17 protein-coding genes are annotated in these 16,783 nt (G+C 70.7%); 9 read left to right on the top strand and 8 right to left on the bottom strand.

What is annotated here, in order from left to right; genetic code table 11:
- Window positions 1–76: 76 nt before the first annotated feature.
- The 5 genes from BM041_RS12445 to BM041_RS12425 all read left to right on the top strand — a co-directional run bounded on the left by BM041_RS12445 (window position 77) and on the right by BM041_RS12425 (window position 3,510).
- Window positions 77–508 (top strand): DUF3429 domain-containing protein, encoded by a 432-nt coding sequence (locus BM041_RS12445; RefSeq protein WP_175533897.1) that lies wholly within the window; start codon window positions 77–79, stop codon window positions 506–508.
- A 135-nt stretch (window positions 509–643) separates the two neighbouring features.
- Window positions 644–973, top strand: a complete 330-nt coding sequence (locus BM041_RS12440; RefSeq protein ID WP_092959916.1) for a hypothetical protein — start codon at window positions 644–646, stop codon at window positions 971–973.
- A gap of 47 nt (window positions 974–1,020) precedes the next feature.
- Window positions 1,021–1,869, top strand: coding sequence for a MurR/RpiR family transcriptional regulator (locus BM041_RS12435; protein WP_092959915.1), 849 nt, complete (start codon window positions 1,021–1,023; stop codon window positions 1,867–1,869).
- Window positions 1,866–2,495 (top strand): bifunctional 4-hydroxy-2-oxoglutarate aldolase/2-dehydro-3-deoxy-phosphogluconate aldolase, encoded by a 630-nt coding sequence (locus tag BM041_RS12430; protein WP_092959913.1) that lies wholly within the window; start codon window positions 1,866–1,868, stop codon window positions 2,493–2,495. Before BM041_RS12435 ends, BM041_RS12430 begins: the two co-directional genes overlap by 4 nt.
- Before the next feature lie 85 nt (window positions 2,496–2,580).
- Window positions 2,581–3,510, top strand: a complete 930-nt coding sequence (locus tag BM041_RS12425; protein ID WP_092959911.1) for a sugar kinase — start codon at window positions 2,581–2,583, stop codon at window positions 3,508–3,510.
- Between the two features lie 28 nt (window positions 3,511–3,538).
- Here the strand turns inward: BM041_RS12425 and BM041_RS12420 are convergent, their stop codons facing one another.
- The 8 genes from BM041_RS12420 to BM041_RS12385 all read right to left on the bottom strand — a co-directional run bounded on the left by BM041_RS12420 (window position 3,539) and on the right by BM041_RS12385 (window position 13,148).
- Entirely contained in the window at window positions 3,539–4,036 is a 498-nt protein-coding gene (locus tag BM041_RS12420; RefSeq protein ID WP_175533896.1) for a GNAT family N-acetyltransferase, read from the bottom strand.
- A gap of 89 nt (window positions 4,037–4,125) precedes the next feature.
- Entirely contained in the window at window positions 4,126–5,631 is a 1,506-nt protein-coding gene (locus tag BM041_RS12415) for a M81 family metallopeptidase (RefSeq protein ID WP_092959907.1), read from the bottom strand.
- A gap of 4 nt (window positions 5,632–5,635) precedes the next feature.
- Window positions 5,636–6,874 (bottom strand): Zn-dependent hydrolase, encoded by a 1,239-nt coding sequence (locus BM041_RS12410; RefSeq protein WP_217648706.1) that lies wholly within the window; start codon window positions 6,872–6,874, stop codon window positions 5,636–5,638.
- A complete protein-coding gene (locus tag BM041_RS12405; RefSeq protein WP_092959903.1) occupies window positions 6,871–8,166 on the bottom strand; it encodes an ArgE/DapE family deacylase in 1,296 nt (431 codons plus the stop codon). Before BM041_RS12405 ends, BM041_RS12410 begins: the two co-directional genes overlap by 4 nt.
- Before the next feature lie 11 nt (window positions 8,167–8,177).
- The gene (locus tag BM041_RS12400) at window positions 8,178–9,779 is read right to left on the bottom strand and encodes an ABC transporter ATP-binding protein (RefSeq protein ID WP_092959901.1); all 1,602 of its coding nucleotides are present in this window, start codon (window positions 9,777–9,779) and stop codon (window positions 8,178–8,180) included.
- On the bottom strand, window positions 9,776–10,612 hold the full coding sequence (locus BM041_RS12395; protein ID WP_092959899.1) for an ABC transporter permease: 837 nt from the start codon (window positions 10,610–10,612) through the stop codon (window positions 9,776–9,778). Before BM041_RS12395 ends, BM041_RS12400 begins: the two co-directional genes overlap by 4 nt.
- Window positions 10,609–11,592 (bottom strand): ABC transporter permease, encoded by a 984-nt coding sequence (locus BM041_RS12390; RefSeq protein WP_175533894.1) that lies wholly within the window; start codon window positions 11,590–11,592, stop codon window positions 10,609–10,611. Before BM041_RS12390 ends, BM041_RS12395 begins: the two co-directional genes overlap by 4 nt.
- 5 nt (window positions 11,593–11,597) lie before the next feature.
- Window positions 11,598–13,148, bottom strand: coding sequence for an ABC transporter substrate-binding protein (locus BM041_RS12385; protein ID WP_245762060.1), 1,551 nt, complete (start codon window positions 13,146–13,148; stop codon window positions 11,598–11,600).
- A 140-nt stretch (window positions 13,149–13,288) separates the two neighbouring features.
- Between BM041_RS12385 and BM041_RS12380 the strand changes: the two genes are divergently transcribed.
- The 4 genes from BM041_RS12380 to BM041_RS12365 form a co-directional block, all read left to right on the top strand.
- Complete coding sequence (locus tag BM041_RS12380; protein ID WP_092959897.1) at window positions 13,289–14,320, top strand: histone deacetylase family protein; 1,032 nt, start codon at window positions 13,289–13,291, stop codon at window positions 14,318–14,320.
- Window positions 14,321–14,352: 32 nt separating this feature from the next.
- On the top strand, window positions 14,353–15,861 hold the full coding sequence (locus BM041_RS12375; protein WP_092959895.1) for a YifB family Mg chelatase-like AAA ATPase: 1,509 nt from the start codon (window positions 14,353–14,355) through the stop codon (window positions 15,859–15,861).
- Between the two features lie 78 nt (window positions 15,862–15,939).
- A complete protein-coding gene (locus BM041_RS12370) occupies window positions 15,940–16,482 on the top strand; it encodes a 4-phosphopantoate--beta-alanine ligase (protein WP_092959893.1) in 543 nt (180 codons plus the stop codon).
- A gap of 67 nt (window positions 16,483–16,549) precedes the next feature.
- The coding region (locus BM041_RS12365) for a helix-turn-helix domain-containing protein (protein WP_245762059.1) at window positions 16,550–16,783 on the top strand (234 nt) is incomplete at its 3' end.

Genomic DNA, 16,783 nt, shown 5'->3' with positions numbered 1-16,783 from the left:
GGTTGAAACGGCATCCCATGCACGATCGGTCCAGGACGGGGCTTTCCCGCCGGCGGGATCGGCGCATATGGCGGCCATGAACCGCCCTTTGCCCCCCTCCGCCCTCCTGCTCGGCGCCGCCGGGCTGATCCCCTTTCTTGGCCTGGCCGCGGCCAGCGCGCTGGGCTTCGGCTGGGCGCCATCGGCCCTGGCCGCCTATGGCGCGGCCATCCTGGCCTTCCTCGGCGCCGTCCATTGGGGCCTGGCGCTGCGCGCCCCGGACTCCGAATCGGGCGCGGAACTGCCGCGCCTGGCGCTCGGCGTCCTGCCCTCCCTCATCGCCTGGGTGGCGCTGCTGCTGCCGCTGCGGCCGGGGCTGGCCCTGCTGGCGGTGGCGATCCTGGCGACTTCGGCGGCGGAAGCGGCGGCGGCGGCCCGCGGCCTGGTGCCGCCGGCCTATATGCGGCTGCGGTGGGCGCTTTCCATCGGCGCGGCGACCAGCCTGGGCCTGGGCGCGCTGCTGGCCTGACCCGCCACCCACCGGTGGGTGAGCGCAATCCGTGGTGGGTAGAGGGAAAAGATGAACCGTCCCTTTAAAATTGGCTTGTCTCTTTTCCAAGACGGATTAAGGTTCCGGCAACACTTCCCACACCGGAGGCATCCGATGCGCGACGAGACGGCCAGCCTGATCCCCTCCCCCGAGGCCGAATCCACCCCCGCGCAGGATGCGCAGATCCTGGCCTTCCCCGATGCCGGGGAACGCCGCCTCCGCCTCGCGCTCCGCCGCCTGGATGACGCGCTGGAGGAACAGCGCGCCGCCGTCGCGGAATTCCGCGCCCAGATCGCCAGCCTCAACACCGCCATGACCGGCCTCGGGCAGAGCGCGGAGACGCTGAAGACCAACCTCGCCGCCGCCGCCGAGGATACCGCCCGCGCCCAGGCGGAGGCGCTGCGCCTGCAGGCCACCGCGGAGGCGATGTCCCGCCTCGCCTGAGACCCCGCCGCGGTGTAGTGACGCCGCGATGGTTGGGGGGGTGACGGGTGCGGGATCGCATTGCCCAGGTGCTCGACCGGCTGAGCCCGGCCGAGCGCAAGGTGGCGGAGCTGGTCGCGGCCGACCCGGCCGGCACCATGGCGGCCACCGTCGCCAGCCTGGCGCGGGCTGCCGGCGTCTCCGAACCCACCGTCGTCCGATTCTGCCGCAGCCTGGGGTACGAGGGTTTCGCCGATCTGCGGCTGGCGCTGAACCGCGCCGATGCGGTGGCGGAAGGCACGGCGCCGCCCCGCCCGCCGCGGGTCATCGAAGCCGGCATGCCCATCGCGGAGGCAACCGGCGCGGTATTCGACAGCGCCATCGCTTCCCTCACGGCGGCACGGCGGCAGCTGGACGGCGCGGCGGTGGAACGCGCGGCCATCGCCTTGGTCCGGGCCGGGCGGGTGGAGGTCTGGGGCCTCGGCGCCGCCGCCGGCCTGGCCATGGACCTCGCCCACCGCCTGATGGCGACCTGCCGCGGCGTGGTCGCGCGGCATGATCCGGACGCCCAGGCCCTGGCCGCCGCGACGCTGGATGGCGAATCCGTTGTGCTCTGCCTCTCCCTCACCGGCCGGTCGCGCGCGGTGGTGCAGGCCGCGCGAGAGGCAGCGGCGGCCGGCGCCACCGTCATCGCCCTGACGCGCCCGGCCTCCCCCCTCGCGGCCGCTGCCACCCACCTGGTGTCTTGCGTGGTGGAGGAGCGGACGGCGCTGCGGGCGCCGCTGACCTCCCGGCTGGTACAATTCGCGTTCGGCGACGCAATCTGCGTCGCGGTCGCGCTGCTGGCGCCACCGGCGGCGGAGGCACGGCACGCCCGGATGACGGAAGCCCTCGAATCGCGCAGGATCGCCCCATGAGCCAATCCCTGATCCCCCGCCTCCGCCAGGCCCGAGTCATCCCCGTGGTGCGCACCAGCAGTGCCGCCCTTGCCGCCCGCGCGGTCGAATGGCTGCGCGCTTCGGGGCTGACGGTGTTCGAGATCACGATGACGGTGCCGGATGCGCCGGCGCTGATCCGCGACCTCGCCAGCGATCCCGCGCTGCTGGTGGGTGCCGGCACGGTGCCGGACCGCGCGGCGGCGGAAGCCTGCCTGGCGGCCGGGGCGCGCTTCCTCGTCTGCCCCTGGGTCGATCCTGTCGTGGCGCAAGCCGCGCATGGCGCGGGCGCGATCGCCATGCTCGGCGCGATGACGCCGACCGAGGTGCGCGCGGCCATCGCCGGCGGCGCCGATGTGGTGAAGATCTTCCCCGCCAGTTCCGCCGGCGGCCCCGCCCATGTGAAGGCGCTGCGCGCCGTCTTCCCGGACACGGTCTTCTGCCCGACCGGCGGCGTCGATTCGCGCAACGCGCCGGACTACCTGGCCGCCGGCGCCGCCTTTGTCGGCATCGGGGGGCGCCTGGTGGATGAAGGGCTGCTCGCCCGCGGCGACCGCGCGGGCATCGAAGCCGCGGCGCGCGACGTGCTCGGCCTCATGCAGGCCTGAATGCGGTCACACCCGCTTGATCCCGCGGGCGAAGTCGCCCAAGCAGACAGTGTAGCGTAAGGCCTGATCGGGGGACGAAGCCGCCATGCCGGACATCCTGTGCCTGGGTGAACCCATGCTGGAGTTCAACCAGCTTCCCCCGGGGCCCGATGGCCGGCGCCTCTATCTGGAGGGCCATGGCGGCGACATCTCCAACGCCGCCGTGGCCGCCGCGCGCAGCGGGGCCGATGTCGGCATGCTCACCCACCTTGGCGAGGATGCGGCCGGCGACAGCTTCCGCGCGCTGTGGGCGATGGAGGGGGTGGATGCCAGTTGCGTGCGGATGGACCCCGATGCGCCGACCGCCGTCTATTTCGTCACCCATGACGATTCAGGTCACCACTTCACCTTCTACCGCAAGGGCAGCGCCGCCAGCCGCATGAAGCCCGCCGATGTGCCGGATGAGGCCATTCGCCGCGCGCGGGTCCTGCACCTCTCGGGCATCAGCCTCGGCATTTCCGACAGCGCCTGCGATGCCGCCTTCCGCGCGATCGAGGTCGCGCGCAGCGCGGGCGTGACGGTCAGCTTCGACACCAATCTGCGCCAGCGCCTCTGGCCGCTGCGGCGCGCTTCCGCCTGCATCCATACCGCGGTGGGCCTGGCGGATATCTGCTTCCCCAGCCTGGACGATGCGCGGCTGCTGTCCGGGTTGCAGGAGCCGGAAGCCATCGCCGATTTCTACCTGGCGCTCTGCCCGCTGGTGCTGCTGAAGCTGGGGCCGGATGGCGTGATGGTCGCGACGCGCGAAGCCCGCGCGACGGTTGGGGGCTTCGCGGTGGACACGGTGGATGCAACCGGCGCGGGGGACACCTTCGCCGGCGCCTTCCTGGCCCGCGCCGTGGCGGGCGACGATGTCTGGCAGGCCGCGCGCTACGCCAATGCGGCCGCGGCGCTGTCCACCACCGGCTACGGCGCCGTCGCCCCCATCCCGAGCGCCGCGGATGTCAACGCCTTCCTCGCGGCCAGGGGTGCCTGACCGGGGTTTCTGACCGAGGCGCGGCCGGTCAGGCCGTGAGGGGCATGATGTGCGTCGCCCCCTTCTCCCGCACCGCGCGGAGGAAGCCGCAGGCTTCGTAGAAGGCGAAGGCGGAGGCCGGGGCGCGCACGCGCAGGCGCGGATAGCCGGAGGCCGATGCCTCCGCGACGATGGCAGCCAGCAGCGCGCGGCCGGCGCCGGCGCGGCGGGCGGAGCGCCGGATGTAGAAGCGCCGCACGCGGCCGACCACGTCATCCCCCGCGAAGGGGTCGCGCGTCAGCCCGCCGATGCCGACCAGGCCATTCGGCCCCAGCGCCGCGAACAGCGCCTCCCCCCAGCCATCGAAGCGGATGGTCCCGGCCTCCCAATCCTCCCGCAGCACCTCCAGCATCCGTTCCCCGCTGCCATGGGCATCCGCGGCCAGGTCGGCGAAGCCCGCGGGCAGTTGGACGATGCGCTCGATGCGGAGCGTCGTCGTGCCAGGGGCGGCGCCTTGGGGGATGACCGGGCGGGCGGGGCGGAACACGGGCGGGGTCCTTTGCGGGCTGCGAAGGTTGATCGGGATCACGCGCGCAGTTGGGGGTGTAGAAGCGGCGACACCAGGAGGGGAAGCGATCATGCGGTCCGTCGGTTGTCCCCGGGGCGCAGCCTCAGCCCCGGCCTGAGCTTCGTGAAGGGCAGCGTGGCGGGGTCCGCCACCACCGGGCCGGGGGCCGCCACCACCAGCACGGCTTCCGCAATCGGCTGGAAATCCGCGCGGAAATGCACGGAGGATTTGAGCGCGAGGATGCGCTGCGCCGAAGGCTCGATCCCCACATGCCGGAACAGCGCCTGGTCATAGGCCTGCATCTTCCGGCTGGTCACGATCACGCGAACGCCCGGCGCGGGGCTGATGAGCGCGGTGGGGCCGAGATCCGCCCAGTTGCCGCCCGCCATCGGCCCCGTGCACATGAAGCCGCCATCGGTCAGCCGCAGCACCCGCGCCTGCACCGCCAGCGGCGCGCCATCCGACTTGCCGCCGAGGCTGAGGGGCACCAGCGCCCCCTCCCCGGCCGCATGGCAGGCGCGGGCACTCTCCGCGTCATTGATCAGCGCCAGCACGGCGCCTTCGGCGCGCTGGGCGATCAGCTCGGCCAGCAGGCCGGTGGTGTCGCCATGGCCGCCGCCGCCGGGATTGTCCTGGGTATCGGCCAGCACGATGGGCTTGCGGGCCTTGTCCGCCAGCTTGATCGCCTTCGCCACGCCGTCCTTGGCGGTGTGGATGTCCGGCACGAAGGCAGCCTCCCGCGCCTTGAGGTCGGCCAGCAGCCCGTCCGCCGCCGCATCGGCGCGCGCCTGGTCCACCGCATAGGCCGCGATGCCGACGCCGCAATCCGGGAAATCCGCATAAGGGAAGCCGAAGCAGAGGCCGAGTTCCGCGACGCCCATGCGGGACGCCAGCGCCGCGCGTGCGGCCATGGCATCCGCCATCGGCGGCACCAGCGTGCATTGCCCGGTGATCGGGATCAGGTAGTCCAGCTGCCGAAACGCCTTGGCGAAGGGCCGCCCCAGCTTGATGCGCTCCAGCAGCAGCGCCATCGCCCGCGCCCCCGCTTCCTTCATGTCCACATGCGGATAGGTGCGGAAGGGCGCCAGCGCATCCGCGTGCTGCACCATCGCCGCCGTCAGGTTGCAGTGGGGGTCGAGGCTGGCGGTGATGGGCACATCGGGGCCGAGGATCGCCCGCGCGCGCCGCAGCAACTCGCCCTCCGCATCCGGGAAATGCTCCGCCACCATGGCGCCATGGAGGTCGAGGTAGAGGCCATCCAGCGGGCCTTCATCCAGCGCCGCCTGGAGGTCGTGGAAGATCAGCGCGGCCAGGCGTTCGAAGGCCTCCGCCGTGACGGGGCCTGCGGGATTGGCAAAACCCCAGGAGAGCGGCGCAAGCGTCACGCCAGCGGCTTCCGCCGCCTTGATGGCACCGGCGGCTGGCACGGCGGAGGGTCGCAACGTGTCGAGCAGCGTGGCCGACCGCTGCACCGCGGGCCATCCACCGGGGGAGAGGAAATCCGCCCAGGTGGTCGGCACGGGGGCGAAGGAATGGCTTTCGTGCAGAAAGCCCCCGATGGCGATGCGCGTCACGCCCCTACTCCTTCGCGACACCGGCGGTGGCGAGCACCGCATCGGCGAGGACAAGCAGCCCGGCTTCGGCCCATTCTGGGGTGATGCTCTCCGCCTCGTTGTGGCTGACGCCGCCGTGGCAGGGCACGAAGATCATCACACTCGGCACGCGACGCGCGCAATACACTGCATCGTGCCCGATGGCGGTCGGCATCTCCTGGTGCGGAATCCCCCGGGAAACCGCGGCGTCGCGCAACCTGCCCACCAGCCCGGCATCGAAGGGCGTGGCTGGCGAGATCCAGAAATCCGCGACCTCGATCGCGATGCCGGGGCGCCGCGCGCCGATGGCGGCGGCCTCCGCCCGCAACCCGTCGGCGAGTTTCGCCAGATCGTCCTCGTGGTCGTGGCGGGTGTCCAGGCTGAACCAGACCCGGCCGGGGACGACGTTGCGGCTGTCCGGATGGACCGTGACGCGGCCCACCGTGGCGCGGGCGCCGCAGGCCAGGGCCAGGCGCTCGATCGCCACCATCATCTCGGCCGCGGCCATCATGGCGTCGCGCCGCCCCGTCATGGCGCTGCCGCCATGGGCTTCCTCGCCCGTCACCGTCACCTCGAACCAGTGCTGCGCCAGGGCGTGAGTGACGATGCCGAGGTCGAGGCCGAGCCTCTCCAGCACCGGCCCCTGTTCGATATGCAGTTCGAAATAGGCGCCGAGGTCCTGCAACGCCGCCGGATCGGCGGCCCCGGCCCAGCCGATGCGGGCGAGTTCCGCACCGAAGACCGCGCCGGTGCTGTCCTGCTTCGCCAGCACCTCGGCCTCGGTGAAGATGCCCATGGCGGCGCCGCTGCCCATCATGGGGGGGGAGAAGCGGGCGCCTTCCTCATTGGTCCAGTTCACCAGGGTGATGGGGGCCTCGGTCTCGATCCCCGCCTCCTGCAGCGCGCGCAGCACTTCGAGACCCGCGAGGACACCGAGCACGCCATCGAACTTGCCGCCCGTCGGCTGGGTATCGAGGTGGCTGCCGATGGCGACCGGCTTGCGGGCAGGATCACGCCCGGGGCGCGTCAGCACCATGTTGCCGACGCGATCGACGGTCAGCGTGGCGCCGGCCGCTTCCGCCTGGCGCTGCAACAGCGCGCGGCCTTCGGCATCGAGGTCCGTCAGCGTCTGCCGGTTGCAGCCCCCCTTGGCCGTGCCGCCAATTCGGGAAAACTCCATGAGGCTGTCCCAGAGCCGCGCTCCGGACGGACGAAAATTGCTCACAGCTTCTCCACTCCGCACCAGCCCGCCATCGTCACCGCGATGGTCCGCGTGATGTCGTGCATGCTGTCCATGCCGACGCTTTCGTCGATCCCGTGGATGTCCTGCGCATCCGGCCCGAAGCAGGCAACCGGCGTGCCCTGGTAGAGCTGGAAGAATCGTCCATCCGTGAGGCCCGTGGCGGGGTAGTGCCGAAGCTCATGCCCCGTCAGATCGGCGTAACTTGTTGCAGCCATGCGAACGATCGGCGCCTGCATGTCGAAGACGCAGGGATCCGCCATGAAGCCCTGGAATTCCAGCTTCACCTTGGCGCCCTTCATCGCGCCATCGCCGCGCGCCTGATCCACGATGCGCTCGATGTCGGCGCGGACCTTGGCGGCCGTGTTGCCCATCATCACGCCGACCCGCAGGCCGAGCTTCGCGCGCGTGGGCACGGAGGAATTCCATTCGCCGCCCTCGAAAGTGCCGAGGTTGACGTTCACGGGATGGTTCACGCCGCGGAAGCTCGGATGGATGCGGGACCCGTCATTCATCTCCCGCTCGTATTCCTCGAAGCGGCGCCACACGGCCATCGCGGCCTCGACCGCGTTAACCCCTGCCTGCTTGTCGCGCACATGCGCCGGGCGACCCGTGACGGTGACCCAGGCCCAGACCACGCCGACCTCCGCCGAATAGAGGGCGGGCAGACCCGGCCCGGGTTCGGGGATGATGACGGCATCGGCCTTGGGCATCGCGACCATGCAGGCCAGGGCGCCATTGCCGGTGCATTCCTCCTCGATCACCGACTGCATCTGCACCTCGGCGGCGGGTTGCAGCCCCGCGAGTTTCATGGCGCGGAAGGCCGTGAGGTAGCTGACGATGCCGGCCTTCATGTCCCCCGCGCCGCGGCCATACATGCGCCCGCCGCGGATCACGGGCTCATAGGGCGGCGTGGTCCATTCATCCTCCGCCCCTTCCGGCACCACATCCACATGGCCCTGCAGCACCAGGCTGCGGCCCGTGGCCTGGCGGGGGCGATGCACGGCCACGATGTTGTCGCGCCCGGCATAGGGGATCAGCGGCGGCGAGAAGCCGGGATGGCCTTCCAGCGCCGCGACATCCGTCGGCACCGCGAAGGGCTTCAGGCCCAGCGCCTCATATTGCCGCCCCATCTCCGACAGCGCCGAATGTTCGTTGCCCAGCGTAGAGGGGCAGCGCACCAGGCGCATCAGCACCTGCTCCGCCTCCGCCCGCAAGCTGTCGCAGGCCTCCAGGATGGCCCGGCGGGCACCGGGGTCGAGAGCGGGTTCGGTCATGGAAAGTCCTGTCAGAAAACGGGCGGAGTCCACCCCCGTCCGGGGATGCTGTCCAGCAGCGCGCGCGTATAGCTGTGCTGCGGATTGCCGAAGACCTCCGCCGTCGGCCCGATCTCGACAATGGCACCGCGCTGCATGACGGCGATGCGATCGCAGACCTGGGCGGCGACGCGCAGGTCATGCGTGATGAACAGCATGGTCAGGCCGAGCCGCGCGCGGATCTCCGCCAGCAGCGCCAGCACCTGCGCCTGGACCGAGACATCGAGCGCCGAGACGGGTTCATCCGCGATCAGCAGTTCCGGCTCCATCGCGAGCGCGCGGGCGATGCCGATGCGCTGCCGCTGGCCGCCGGAGAATTCATGCGGGAAGCGATCCATGGCGCCGGGATCCAGCTTCACCAGCCGCAGCAGATCCCGCGCCCGGTCCAGCGCCTGGGCGCGCGGCTCCCCATGGGTGATGGGGCCTTCGGCGATGATATCCCCCACGCGCCGGCGCGGGTTCAGCGAGGCATAGGGGTCCTGGAAGACCATCTGGATGCGCTTGCGGAAAGGCTTTCGGTCGGCACGCGACAGGGGCCGCAGATCCTGGCCATGGAACAGCATGTGCCCGGCCTCCGGCCGCACCAGATCCACCACGCAGCGGGCGAGGGTCGATTTGCCGGACCCGGATTCACCGACCAGGCCCAGCGTCTCGCCTCGTCGAAGCGTGAAATCCGCATCATGGACGGCCTTCACCACGGCCCGCGCCCCGAACCAGCCGCCCCGGCTGTAGGTCTTCGCCAGGCCCTTCGCTTCCAGCACGGTTTCCGTCGTGACGGGCGCGCGGGTATGCGCGGGTGCGCCATGCGGCACGGCGGCGATCAGCGCGCGGGTGTAGTCGTGCCGCGGGTTGTTCAGCACCGCGCTGGCAGGACCCTGTTCGACGATGCGGCCGCGCTGCATCACGGCGACGCGATCCGCGATTTCCGCCACCACGCCAAAATCATGCGTGATGAACATCACCCCCATGCCCTTGCGCGACTGGATCTCCCGCACCAGGCGCAGGATCTGCATCTGGGTCGTGACGTCGAGCGCCGTGGTCGGTTCATCCGCGATCAGCAGCGCGGGTTCCAGCGCCAGCGCCATGGCGATCATCACGCGCTGCCGCTGCCCGCCCGAGAGGCGGAAGGGATGCGCCTTCGCCAGCGCGGCCGGGTCCGGCAGGTTCACCGCCGCCAGTAATTCCGGCACGCGGTCCCGCGCCCGCCGCTTCTCCCCATGCACGGCAAGGGCTTCCGCGATCTGGTCGCCGACGCGCATGAGCGGGTTCAGCGCCGTCATCGGTTCCTGGAAGATCATCGCCATGCGGCTGCCGCGCAGCGCGCGCAGCTGCTCCGGCGATTGCGCCGTCAGCTCCGTATCGCCCAGCCAGATGCGCCCCGCCTTCCGCGGCAGCGTCTTCGGCAGCAGCCCCATCACGGCATTGGCGGTGATGGACTTGCCCGATCCGGATTCGCCCACGACGCAGACGATCTCACCCCGATCCACCGTCAGGTCGATCTGTTCCACCGCATGGGGACGGTCGCCGCCCGGCGGCAGCGCGACGGTCAGGCCCTCGACGCGCAGCAGGCTCATGTCCGGCGCCCCGCCAGGCGCGGGTTCAGCGCGTCCGACAGCCCCTCCCCCACCAGGTTCAGCGCCAGCACGGTCAGGAAGATCGCGATGCCGGGGAAGACGCTCATCCACCAGGCAAGGCGGATGACGCTGCGCCCGGAGCCGATGAGAAAGCCCCAGGTCATCAGGTTCGGATCGCCCAGGCCCAGGAAGGACAGCGCGCTTTCCAGCAGGATCGCATTCGCCACCATCAGCGACGACAGCACGATGATCGGCGACAGCGCATTGGGCAGGATGTCACCGACCACGATCGACAGCCGCGATTTCCCCAGCACCTCCGCCGCCTGCACGAATTCGCGGGAGCGCAGCGACAGGAATTCCGCGCGGACGACGCGCGCGACCGGCGGCCAGGACACCACCGCGATGGCGAAGACCACCGACGAAATCGTCGGTGTGAAGATCGCGACCAGCAGGATCGCCAGCACGAAGCTCGGGATGGTCTGGAAGAACTCCGTGAAGCGCATCACGAGGTCATCGACGAAGCCGCCGAGGTAGCCCGCGACGGCCCCCAGCGAAACCCCCAGCGCCAGCGCCACCACCGTGCTGACCGCGCCCACCAGCAGCGAGATGCGCGACCCATGCGCGATGCCCGCCGCCACGTCCCGGCCGAGGCTGTCGGAGCCCAGCCACATGTCCATCTCGCCCGGCGGCATGAAGGGCGCGGCGACCATGTCCCAGGGCGTGCCGGGGAAGATCACATCCGCGAGCCCGGCCATGGCGAAGACCAGCGCCAGCACCACCAGCCCGACCACCGCGCCCTTGTTGCGCGCGAAGCTCCTGAAGAAGGCCATCATGCGACCTCCACGCGGGGATCGACCACGGCGTAGAGGAGGTCCGTCAGCAGGTTGAACAGCACGACCATGACGGAGGTCGCGAAGAAGACGCCCATCAGCACGGGATAGTCGCGGGCCAGCAGCGCCTCGAACGCCAAACGCCCGATGCCCGGCCAGGCGAAGACCGTCTCCACCAGGATCGATCCGCCGACCAACTGCCCCGCCTGGATTCCCGCGAAGGTGATGACGGGCAGCAGCGCGTTCCGCAGCACATGCCGCCGCACCACCTGCCCCTCCGGCACGCCCTTGGCCCGCGCCGTCTTCACGAAATCCTGGTCCGCCACTTCCAGCATCGTGGCGCGCGTCAGCCGCGCATAGACCGCCATGTAGAACAGGCCGAGCGTCAGCGCCGGCAGCAGCAAATGCTTCGCCACATCAAGCACCGCGGCGATGCCGGTCAGGTTGGCCCCCACGCTCATCATCCCGAAGCTCGGCAGCCATTCCAGCCAGACGCTGAAGAACAGCACCAGCATGAGGCCGACCCAGAACAGCGGCGTGGCGTAGAAGGTCAGCGCCAGCACGGTGATGACGCTGTCCGCCCAGGACCCCACGCGCTGCGCCGCCAGCGTGCCGAGCGTGATGCCCAGCGTGATGGCGAAGGCGAAGGCAGCCCCCGTCAGCAGCAGCGTCGCCGGCAGCCGGTCCAGGATCAGCGTCGCCACTGGCATCTGCTGGCGGTGGCTGAATCCAAGGTCGAGCGTCAGCACGCCCTTCACATAGATCCAGAGCTGGACATAAAGCGGCTGGTCCAGCCCGAACTGGGTCCGCAGCTGCTGCAGGAAGCGTTCATCCGCCGCGCCGGACTGGCCGGCGATGACGGAAGCCGGGTCGCCCGGCGCCGCATGGATCAGGAAGAAATTGCAGACGACGATCGCCAATACGACGATCGCCGCCTTCACCAGCCGTTTCGCGAGAAACCCCGGCAGCTTCGACGGGTCCATCCCTCTTACGAGGTCAGGAACACGTCGTCATAGCTCGCATGCACGCCGGTGCCGAGGCGCACGGCATTCTGCACGCGCTTGTCATGGATGGTGGGGAAGGCCATTTCCATCAGCCAGATCTGCGGCACTTCCTCGACCAGGATCTTCTGCACCTCGCTGAAGGCCGCGCGGCGCTGCTCCGCCGTCTGGCCATCGCGTGCGGCGGCGAACAGCTGGTCCACCCGCGGGTTGGAATAGCCGCCGGTGTTGGTGAAGGTGACGCGCTGGATGTTGGAGGAGACGTAGGTCCGCTCCACCCCCAGCGTCGGGTCGCCGAACTGGTAGACGAAGTTGATCGAGGTCTCGTATTCCCACGCCCCGATCCGCCGCGCCCAACTGCCGGCATCGGTGCTTTCCAGCTCCAGCTGGATGCCGACCTGGCGGAGCGACTGGCGGAGATATTCCGCGAGCCGCGTCCAGACCTCGCCATAGGGCAGGACCAGGTGCTTGATGGTGGCGCGCACGCCCTGGGCGTTCGGCCGCAGCCCGGCCGCATCCAGCAGCTGCATTGCCGCGCGGGGATCGAAGCCCGCGATGCGGGCGCTGGGGTCGTGGAACTTCGTCGTGCTGGCCACGGGATTCGTCGCCGGCTTGCCGATGTTGAACCACAGCCGCTGGGCGATGAAGTTGCGGTCGATGGCGCGGCTGATCGCCTGGCGGACGCGCACATCGCCGAGCGGCGCGACGCGATGGTTGGTCTCGATCCAGCTCAAGGGAGAGAAGTATTCCCACCCCGTCGTCAGCACCTCCAGGTTCGGCCGCGCGCGCAGCGCGGGGGTGTCGAAGGGCTCGATATCGCCCGCCGCCGTCATCAGCACCTGGCCCGTCTCCAGCGCCAGGCGGCGGCTCTGGCTGTCCGGTACGATGCGATAGATGATGGCGTCGAGGTAGGGCTGCCCCGGCTTCCAGTAGTCGGCGAAACGCTCCAGCCGGATGAAATTGCCGCGCTGCCATTCGGCGAAGCGGAAGGGCCCCGTGCCGATCGGGCGCTGCACGGCGGGCGCCGTGCGGTAATCCTGCCCGTCGAACAGATGCTTCGGCACGATGGCGCAGGCCGTCACGTCGAACATCAGCAGGAAGGGCTCGAAGGGCGCCTTCAGCGTCAGCACCACCGTATGCGCGTCCGGCGCTTCCGCCTTGTCGATGCGCTGGAAGATGGCGCGCGCGCGGGGCGCCACTTCCATGTGGAACTTCATGATGGAGAAGATGACGTCATCCGCCGTCATCGGCGTGCCGTCATGGAACTTGACGTTGTTGCGCAGCTTGAAGGTGTAGGTCAGCGCGTCCGGGCTGATGGTCCAGGATTCCGCCAGTTCCGGCAGCGGCTCCAGCGTCGGGCTGAACTTCACCAGCCCCTGGAAGATCTTCCCCGCCGCGATCAGCGTCGGCCCCTGGTTGTTCACGCCGATCTGCAGCACCGGCGGTTCCGGCTGCAGGATGGTGGTCAGCGTGCCGCCACGGCGGGGCGCGATGCCCTGGGCCAGCGCATCCTCCACCCGCATGAGCGTCGGACCCATGCCCGCAGCGGCAGCGGAAGCGGCGATGAGGCCGCGGCGCGAAATGCTCATTTGATGAAGTCTCCCAACCCTACCGGCGAACGCTACGCCGCCCGGCCTCGCATGGACAAGGCCACGAAACGCCACTTACCGTCAGCCCCATGAAAACCTTCGCCCATCCTGCCCAGGAATTGCACAGCCCGCGCTTCTTCCTGATGCGCGGCCAGGTGCGCCCGAATTTCGAGGTTCCGGCCCGCGCAGCCTCGCTCCTCGAAGGCCTCCATCGCCTCGGCCTGCCGCCCGCCACGCCGACCGACGCATCGCGGGCGGCGCTGGAGGCCGTGCACCCCGCGCCCTTCCTCGACTTCCTGCGCGACGCGCCGGCCGAATGGGCCGCGCTGCCGGGCGCGGGGCCGGAGATCGTGGCGAATGTCCATCCCAGCCCGGAGATGCTGGCCCAGGGCGCGCCCTGCCCCTCCGGCCTGATCGGCCGCATCGGCTGGTACACCGCCGACACCGCCTGCCCGATCGGCCCCGGCACCTGGGCAGCAAGCCTCGGCGCCGCCGCCTGCGCGCTGGCGGCGGCGGAGGAAGCCGCCGCCGGCCGCAGCGCCTATGCCCTCTGCCGCCCGCCCGGCCACCACACCTACGCTGCGCGCGCCGGCGGGCATTGCTACCTCAACAACGCCGCCATCGCGGTGGAGGCGCTGCGTCGCGCCGGCGCCGACCGCGTCGCCGTGCTCGACATCGACAGCCACCACGGCAACGGCACTCAGGGCATCTTCTGGGAGAGGCCGGATGTGCTCACCGTCTCCGTCCATGGCGACCCCACGGGCTATTACCCCTGGTATGTCGGCTACCAGGGCGAGCGGGGCGGCGGCGCGGGCCTCGGCTGCAACCTCAACCTGCCACTCGCGATCGGTTCCGGCGACGCCGCCTGGCTTCCCGCCATCGAGCACGGCCTGGCCGCCATCCGGCAATTCGGGGCGGAGGCGCTGGTCGTCTCGCTCGGCTTCGACGCCAGCGAGCATGAACCGCTGAACGCCCTGAGCGTGACGGAGGACGGCTTCGCCCGCGCCGGTGCCATGATCGCGAAGGCCGGCCTGCCGAGCGCGATCGTCCAGGAGGGCGGCTACAACGTGGACCTGCTGGGCACGCTGCTTGTCCGTTTCATCAGCGGATGGAATGGTTGATCCCGGCGCGGAATTAATCAACCCTGGGGCGAATGAGCACCATCGCCCGGATCCAGACCTTCGCCTTCAGCGGCGTCGAAGCCCTGCCTGTCGAGGTCCAGGTCCAGATCGCGCCGGGCCTGCCCGCCTTCCTCGTCGTCGGCCTGCCCGACAAGGCCGTGGGCGAATCGCGCGAACGGGTCCGCGCCGCGCTGACCGCCATCGGCCTGTCCCTGCCGCCGAAGCGCGTGCTGGTGAACATGGCGCCCGCCGATCTGGCGAAGGAGGGCAGCCATTTCGACCTGCCCATCGCGCTCGGCGTGCTGGCGGCCATGGAGATCCTGCCACGCGACGAACTCGCCGATTTCGCGGCGCTCGGCGAATTGGCGCTGGATGGCACGCTGGCCCCCGTGGCCGGCGTGCTGCCCGCGGCGATGGCGGCCAGCGCGCGGGAACTCGGCCTGGTCTGCCCCGAACGCCAGGGGCCGGAAGCCGCCTGGGCCGGGCGCATCCAGGTGCTGGCGCCGCCCGACCTGCCCGCGCTCATCAACCATTTCAGGGGCACGCAGACCCTCTCCGCCCCCTCCCCGCCCCGGCTCGATGACCGCGTCCACCACACCGCCTGCCTCAGCCAGGTGCGCGGCCAGGAAAGCGCCAAGCGCGCGCTGGAGATCGCGGCCGCCGGCGGCCACAATCTGTTGATGGTCGGCCCGCCCGGCGCCGGGAAATCCATGCTCGCCGCGCGCCTGCCCGGCCTGCTGCCAGACCTCACGCCGGCGGAGGCGCTCGACGTCTCCCTGGTCCATTCCGTCGCGGGGATGCTGGAGGACGGGTTGCTGCTGCGCCGCCCGCCCTTCCGGGAACCGCATCACAGCGCCTCCGTCGCCGCCCTCGTGGGCGGTGGGCATCGCGCGCGGCCGGGGGAGATCAGCCTGGCGCATCTCGGCGTGCTGTTCCTCGATGAATGGCCCGAATTCCCGAGGCCGGCGCTGGAGGCGCTGCGCCAGCCCATGGAGACCGGCCGCACGACGATCAGCCGCGCCAACGCCCATGTCACCTACCCCGCGCGCTTCCAATGCATCGCGGCGATGAACCCCTGCCGCTGCGGCCATCTCGGCGATCCCGCGCGGGAATGCGCCAAGGCGCCGGGCTGCGGGCAGGACTACCAGATGCGCCTGTCGGGGCCGCTGCTGGACCGCATGGATTTGACGATTGAGATCCAGCCCCTGCCCCCCGCCGAACTCGCCCGCGCGCCCATCGGCGAGACATCCGACATCGTCGCCGCCCGCGTCGCCGCGGCCCGCGACCGCCAGCGCAGCCGCGGCGGCGCCCGCTGCAATGCGGAGACCGAGTGGGACGCGCTGCAATCCACGGCCGATCCGGAAGCCCTGGCGCTGCTGGAAACCGCCAGCACGCGGCTTCGCCTCTCCACCCGCGGCACCGTCCGCGCGCTGCGCGTGGCGCGCACCATCGCGGACCTCGCCGGCCTGGCGCGCACGGCCCGGGCGCATGTGGCGGAGGCGCTCGCCTTCCGGCACCGGATGCCCGGGCGGAATGGGTGATCCGCGCCCCGCACCCTTGCCGCGCCCTGCCCACCCTCCCCACTCTCCCGCCCAACAAGCCCGGGAGAAGCCACCACCATGCGGGTCATCCGCGACTTTGCGGCGCTGCGCGCCGCCACCGCCGCCTGCCGCATGGCCGGCCAGCGCCTCGCCCTCGTCCCCACCATGGGCGCGCTGCATGAGGGTCACCTGGCGCTGGTGACGGAGGCGCGGCGCCATGCGGAGGCGGTGGTCGTCTCCATCTTCGTCAACCCGCTGCAGTTCCTCCCCACCGAGGACCTCGCCCGCTATCCCCGCGACGAGGATGGCGACCTCCGCAAGCTGGAAAGCCTCGGCACCGACCTCGTCTGGATGCCCGATGTCGCCACCATGTATCCCCCCGGCGCCGCCACCACGATCGAGGTGACCGGCCCCGCCCAGGGCTTCGAGGGCACCGCCCGCCCCGGCCATTTCCGCGGCGTCGCCACCGTCTGCACCAAGCTGTTCAGCCAGACCGGTGCGGATGTCGCGGTGTTCGGGGAGAAGGACTGGCAGCAATTGCAGGTGGTGAAGCGCGTGGTCGCGGACCTCGACCTGCCGATCCGCATCATCCCGCATGATACCAGCGCCCTGAATGGCTGACTCGATGGTGATGTTGGTGCGCTGTCGATGTGTGATTCGCTGCGCCTGAGGGCGGAAGGGGCGGATCATGGCGGTGTCGGTAGACCGGAAGGACCATACGGCGTCGGAGTTGCGACGCCTGGCGGCGGGAAGCCGTGACGCCTCGGCGGCGCGCCGCATGCTGGCCCTGGCACTGGTGCTGGAGGGCGTGCCGCGAGCGGTTGCGGCAGAGACCTGCGGGATGGATCGGCAGACGCTGCGGGACTGGGTTCATCGCTACAATGCCGAAGGCGTTTCCGGTCTGTCGAACCGTAAGGAGGGC

It is taken from the genome of Falsiroseomonas stagni DSM 19981 (genome assembly GCF_900114315.1).
Classification (GTDB): domain Bacteria; phylum Pseudomonadota; class Alphaproteobacteria; order Acetobacterales; family Acetobacteraceae; genus Falsiroseomonas; species Falsiroseomonas stagni.
The sequence above is the reverse complement of the archived record's forward strand: the minus strand, read 5'-3'. Positions and strand labels throughout refer to the sequence as shown.

Excerpts from the sequence above, each read along its gene's own strand:
- BM041_RS12445 (WP_175533897.1), top strand. The coding sequence starts at position 77 with ATGAACCGCCCTTTGCCCCCCTCCGCCCTCCTGCTCGGCGCCGCCGGG.
- BM041_RS12440 (WP_092959916.1), top strand. The coding sequence starts at position 644 with ATGCGCGACGAGACGGCCAGCCTGATCCCCTCCCCCGAGGCCGAATCC.
- BM041_RS12430 (WP_092959913.1), top strand. The coding sequence starts at position 1,866 with ATGAGCCAATCCCTGATCCCCCGCCTCCGCCAGGCCCGAGTCATCCCC.
- BM041_RS12425 (WP_092959911.1), top strand. The coding sequence starts at position 2,581 with ATGCCGGACATCCTGTGCCTGGGTGAACCCATGCTGGAGTTCAACCAG.
- BM041_RS12405 (WP_092959903.1), bottom strand. The coding sequence starts at position 8,166 with ATGACCGAACCCGCTCTCGACCCCGGTGCCCGCCGGGCCATCCTGGAG.
- BM041_RS12400 (WP_092959901.1), bottom strand. The coding sequence starts at position 9,779 with ATGAGCCTGCTGCGCGTCGAGGGCCTGACCGTCGCGCTGCCGCCGGGC.
- BM041_RS12395 (WP_092959899.1), bottom strand. The coding sequence starts at position 10,612 with ATGATGGCCTTCTTCAGGAGCTTCGCGCGCAACAAGGGCGCGGTGGTC.
- BM041_RS12390 (WP_175533894.1), bottom strand. The coding sequence starts at position 11,592 with ATGGACCCGTCGAAGCTGCCGGGGTTTCTCGCGAAACGGCTGGTGAAG.
- BM041_RS12385 (WP_245762060.1), bottom strand. The coding sequence starts at position 13,148 with ATGGGTCCGACGCTCATGCGGGTGGAGGATGCGCTGGCCCAGGGCATC.
- BM041_RS12380 (WP_092959897.1), top strand. The coding sequence starts at position 13,289 with ATGAAAACCTTCGCCCATCCTGCCCAGGAATTGCACAGCCCGCGCTTC.
- BM041_RS12375 (WP_092959895.1), top strand. The coding sequence starts at position 14,353 with ATGAGCACCATCGCCCGGATCCAGACCTTCGCCTTCAGCGGCGTCGAA.
- BM041_RS12370 (WP_092959893.1), top strand. The coding sequence starts at position 15,940 with ATGCGGGTCATCCGCGACTTTGCGGCGCTGCGCGCCGCCACCGCCGCC.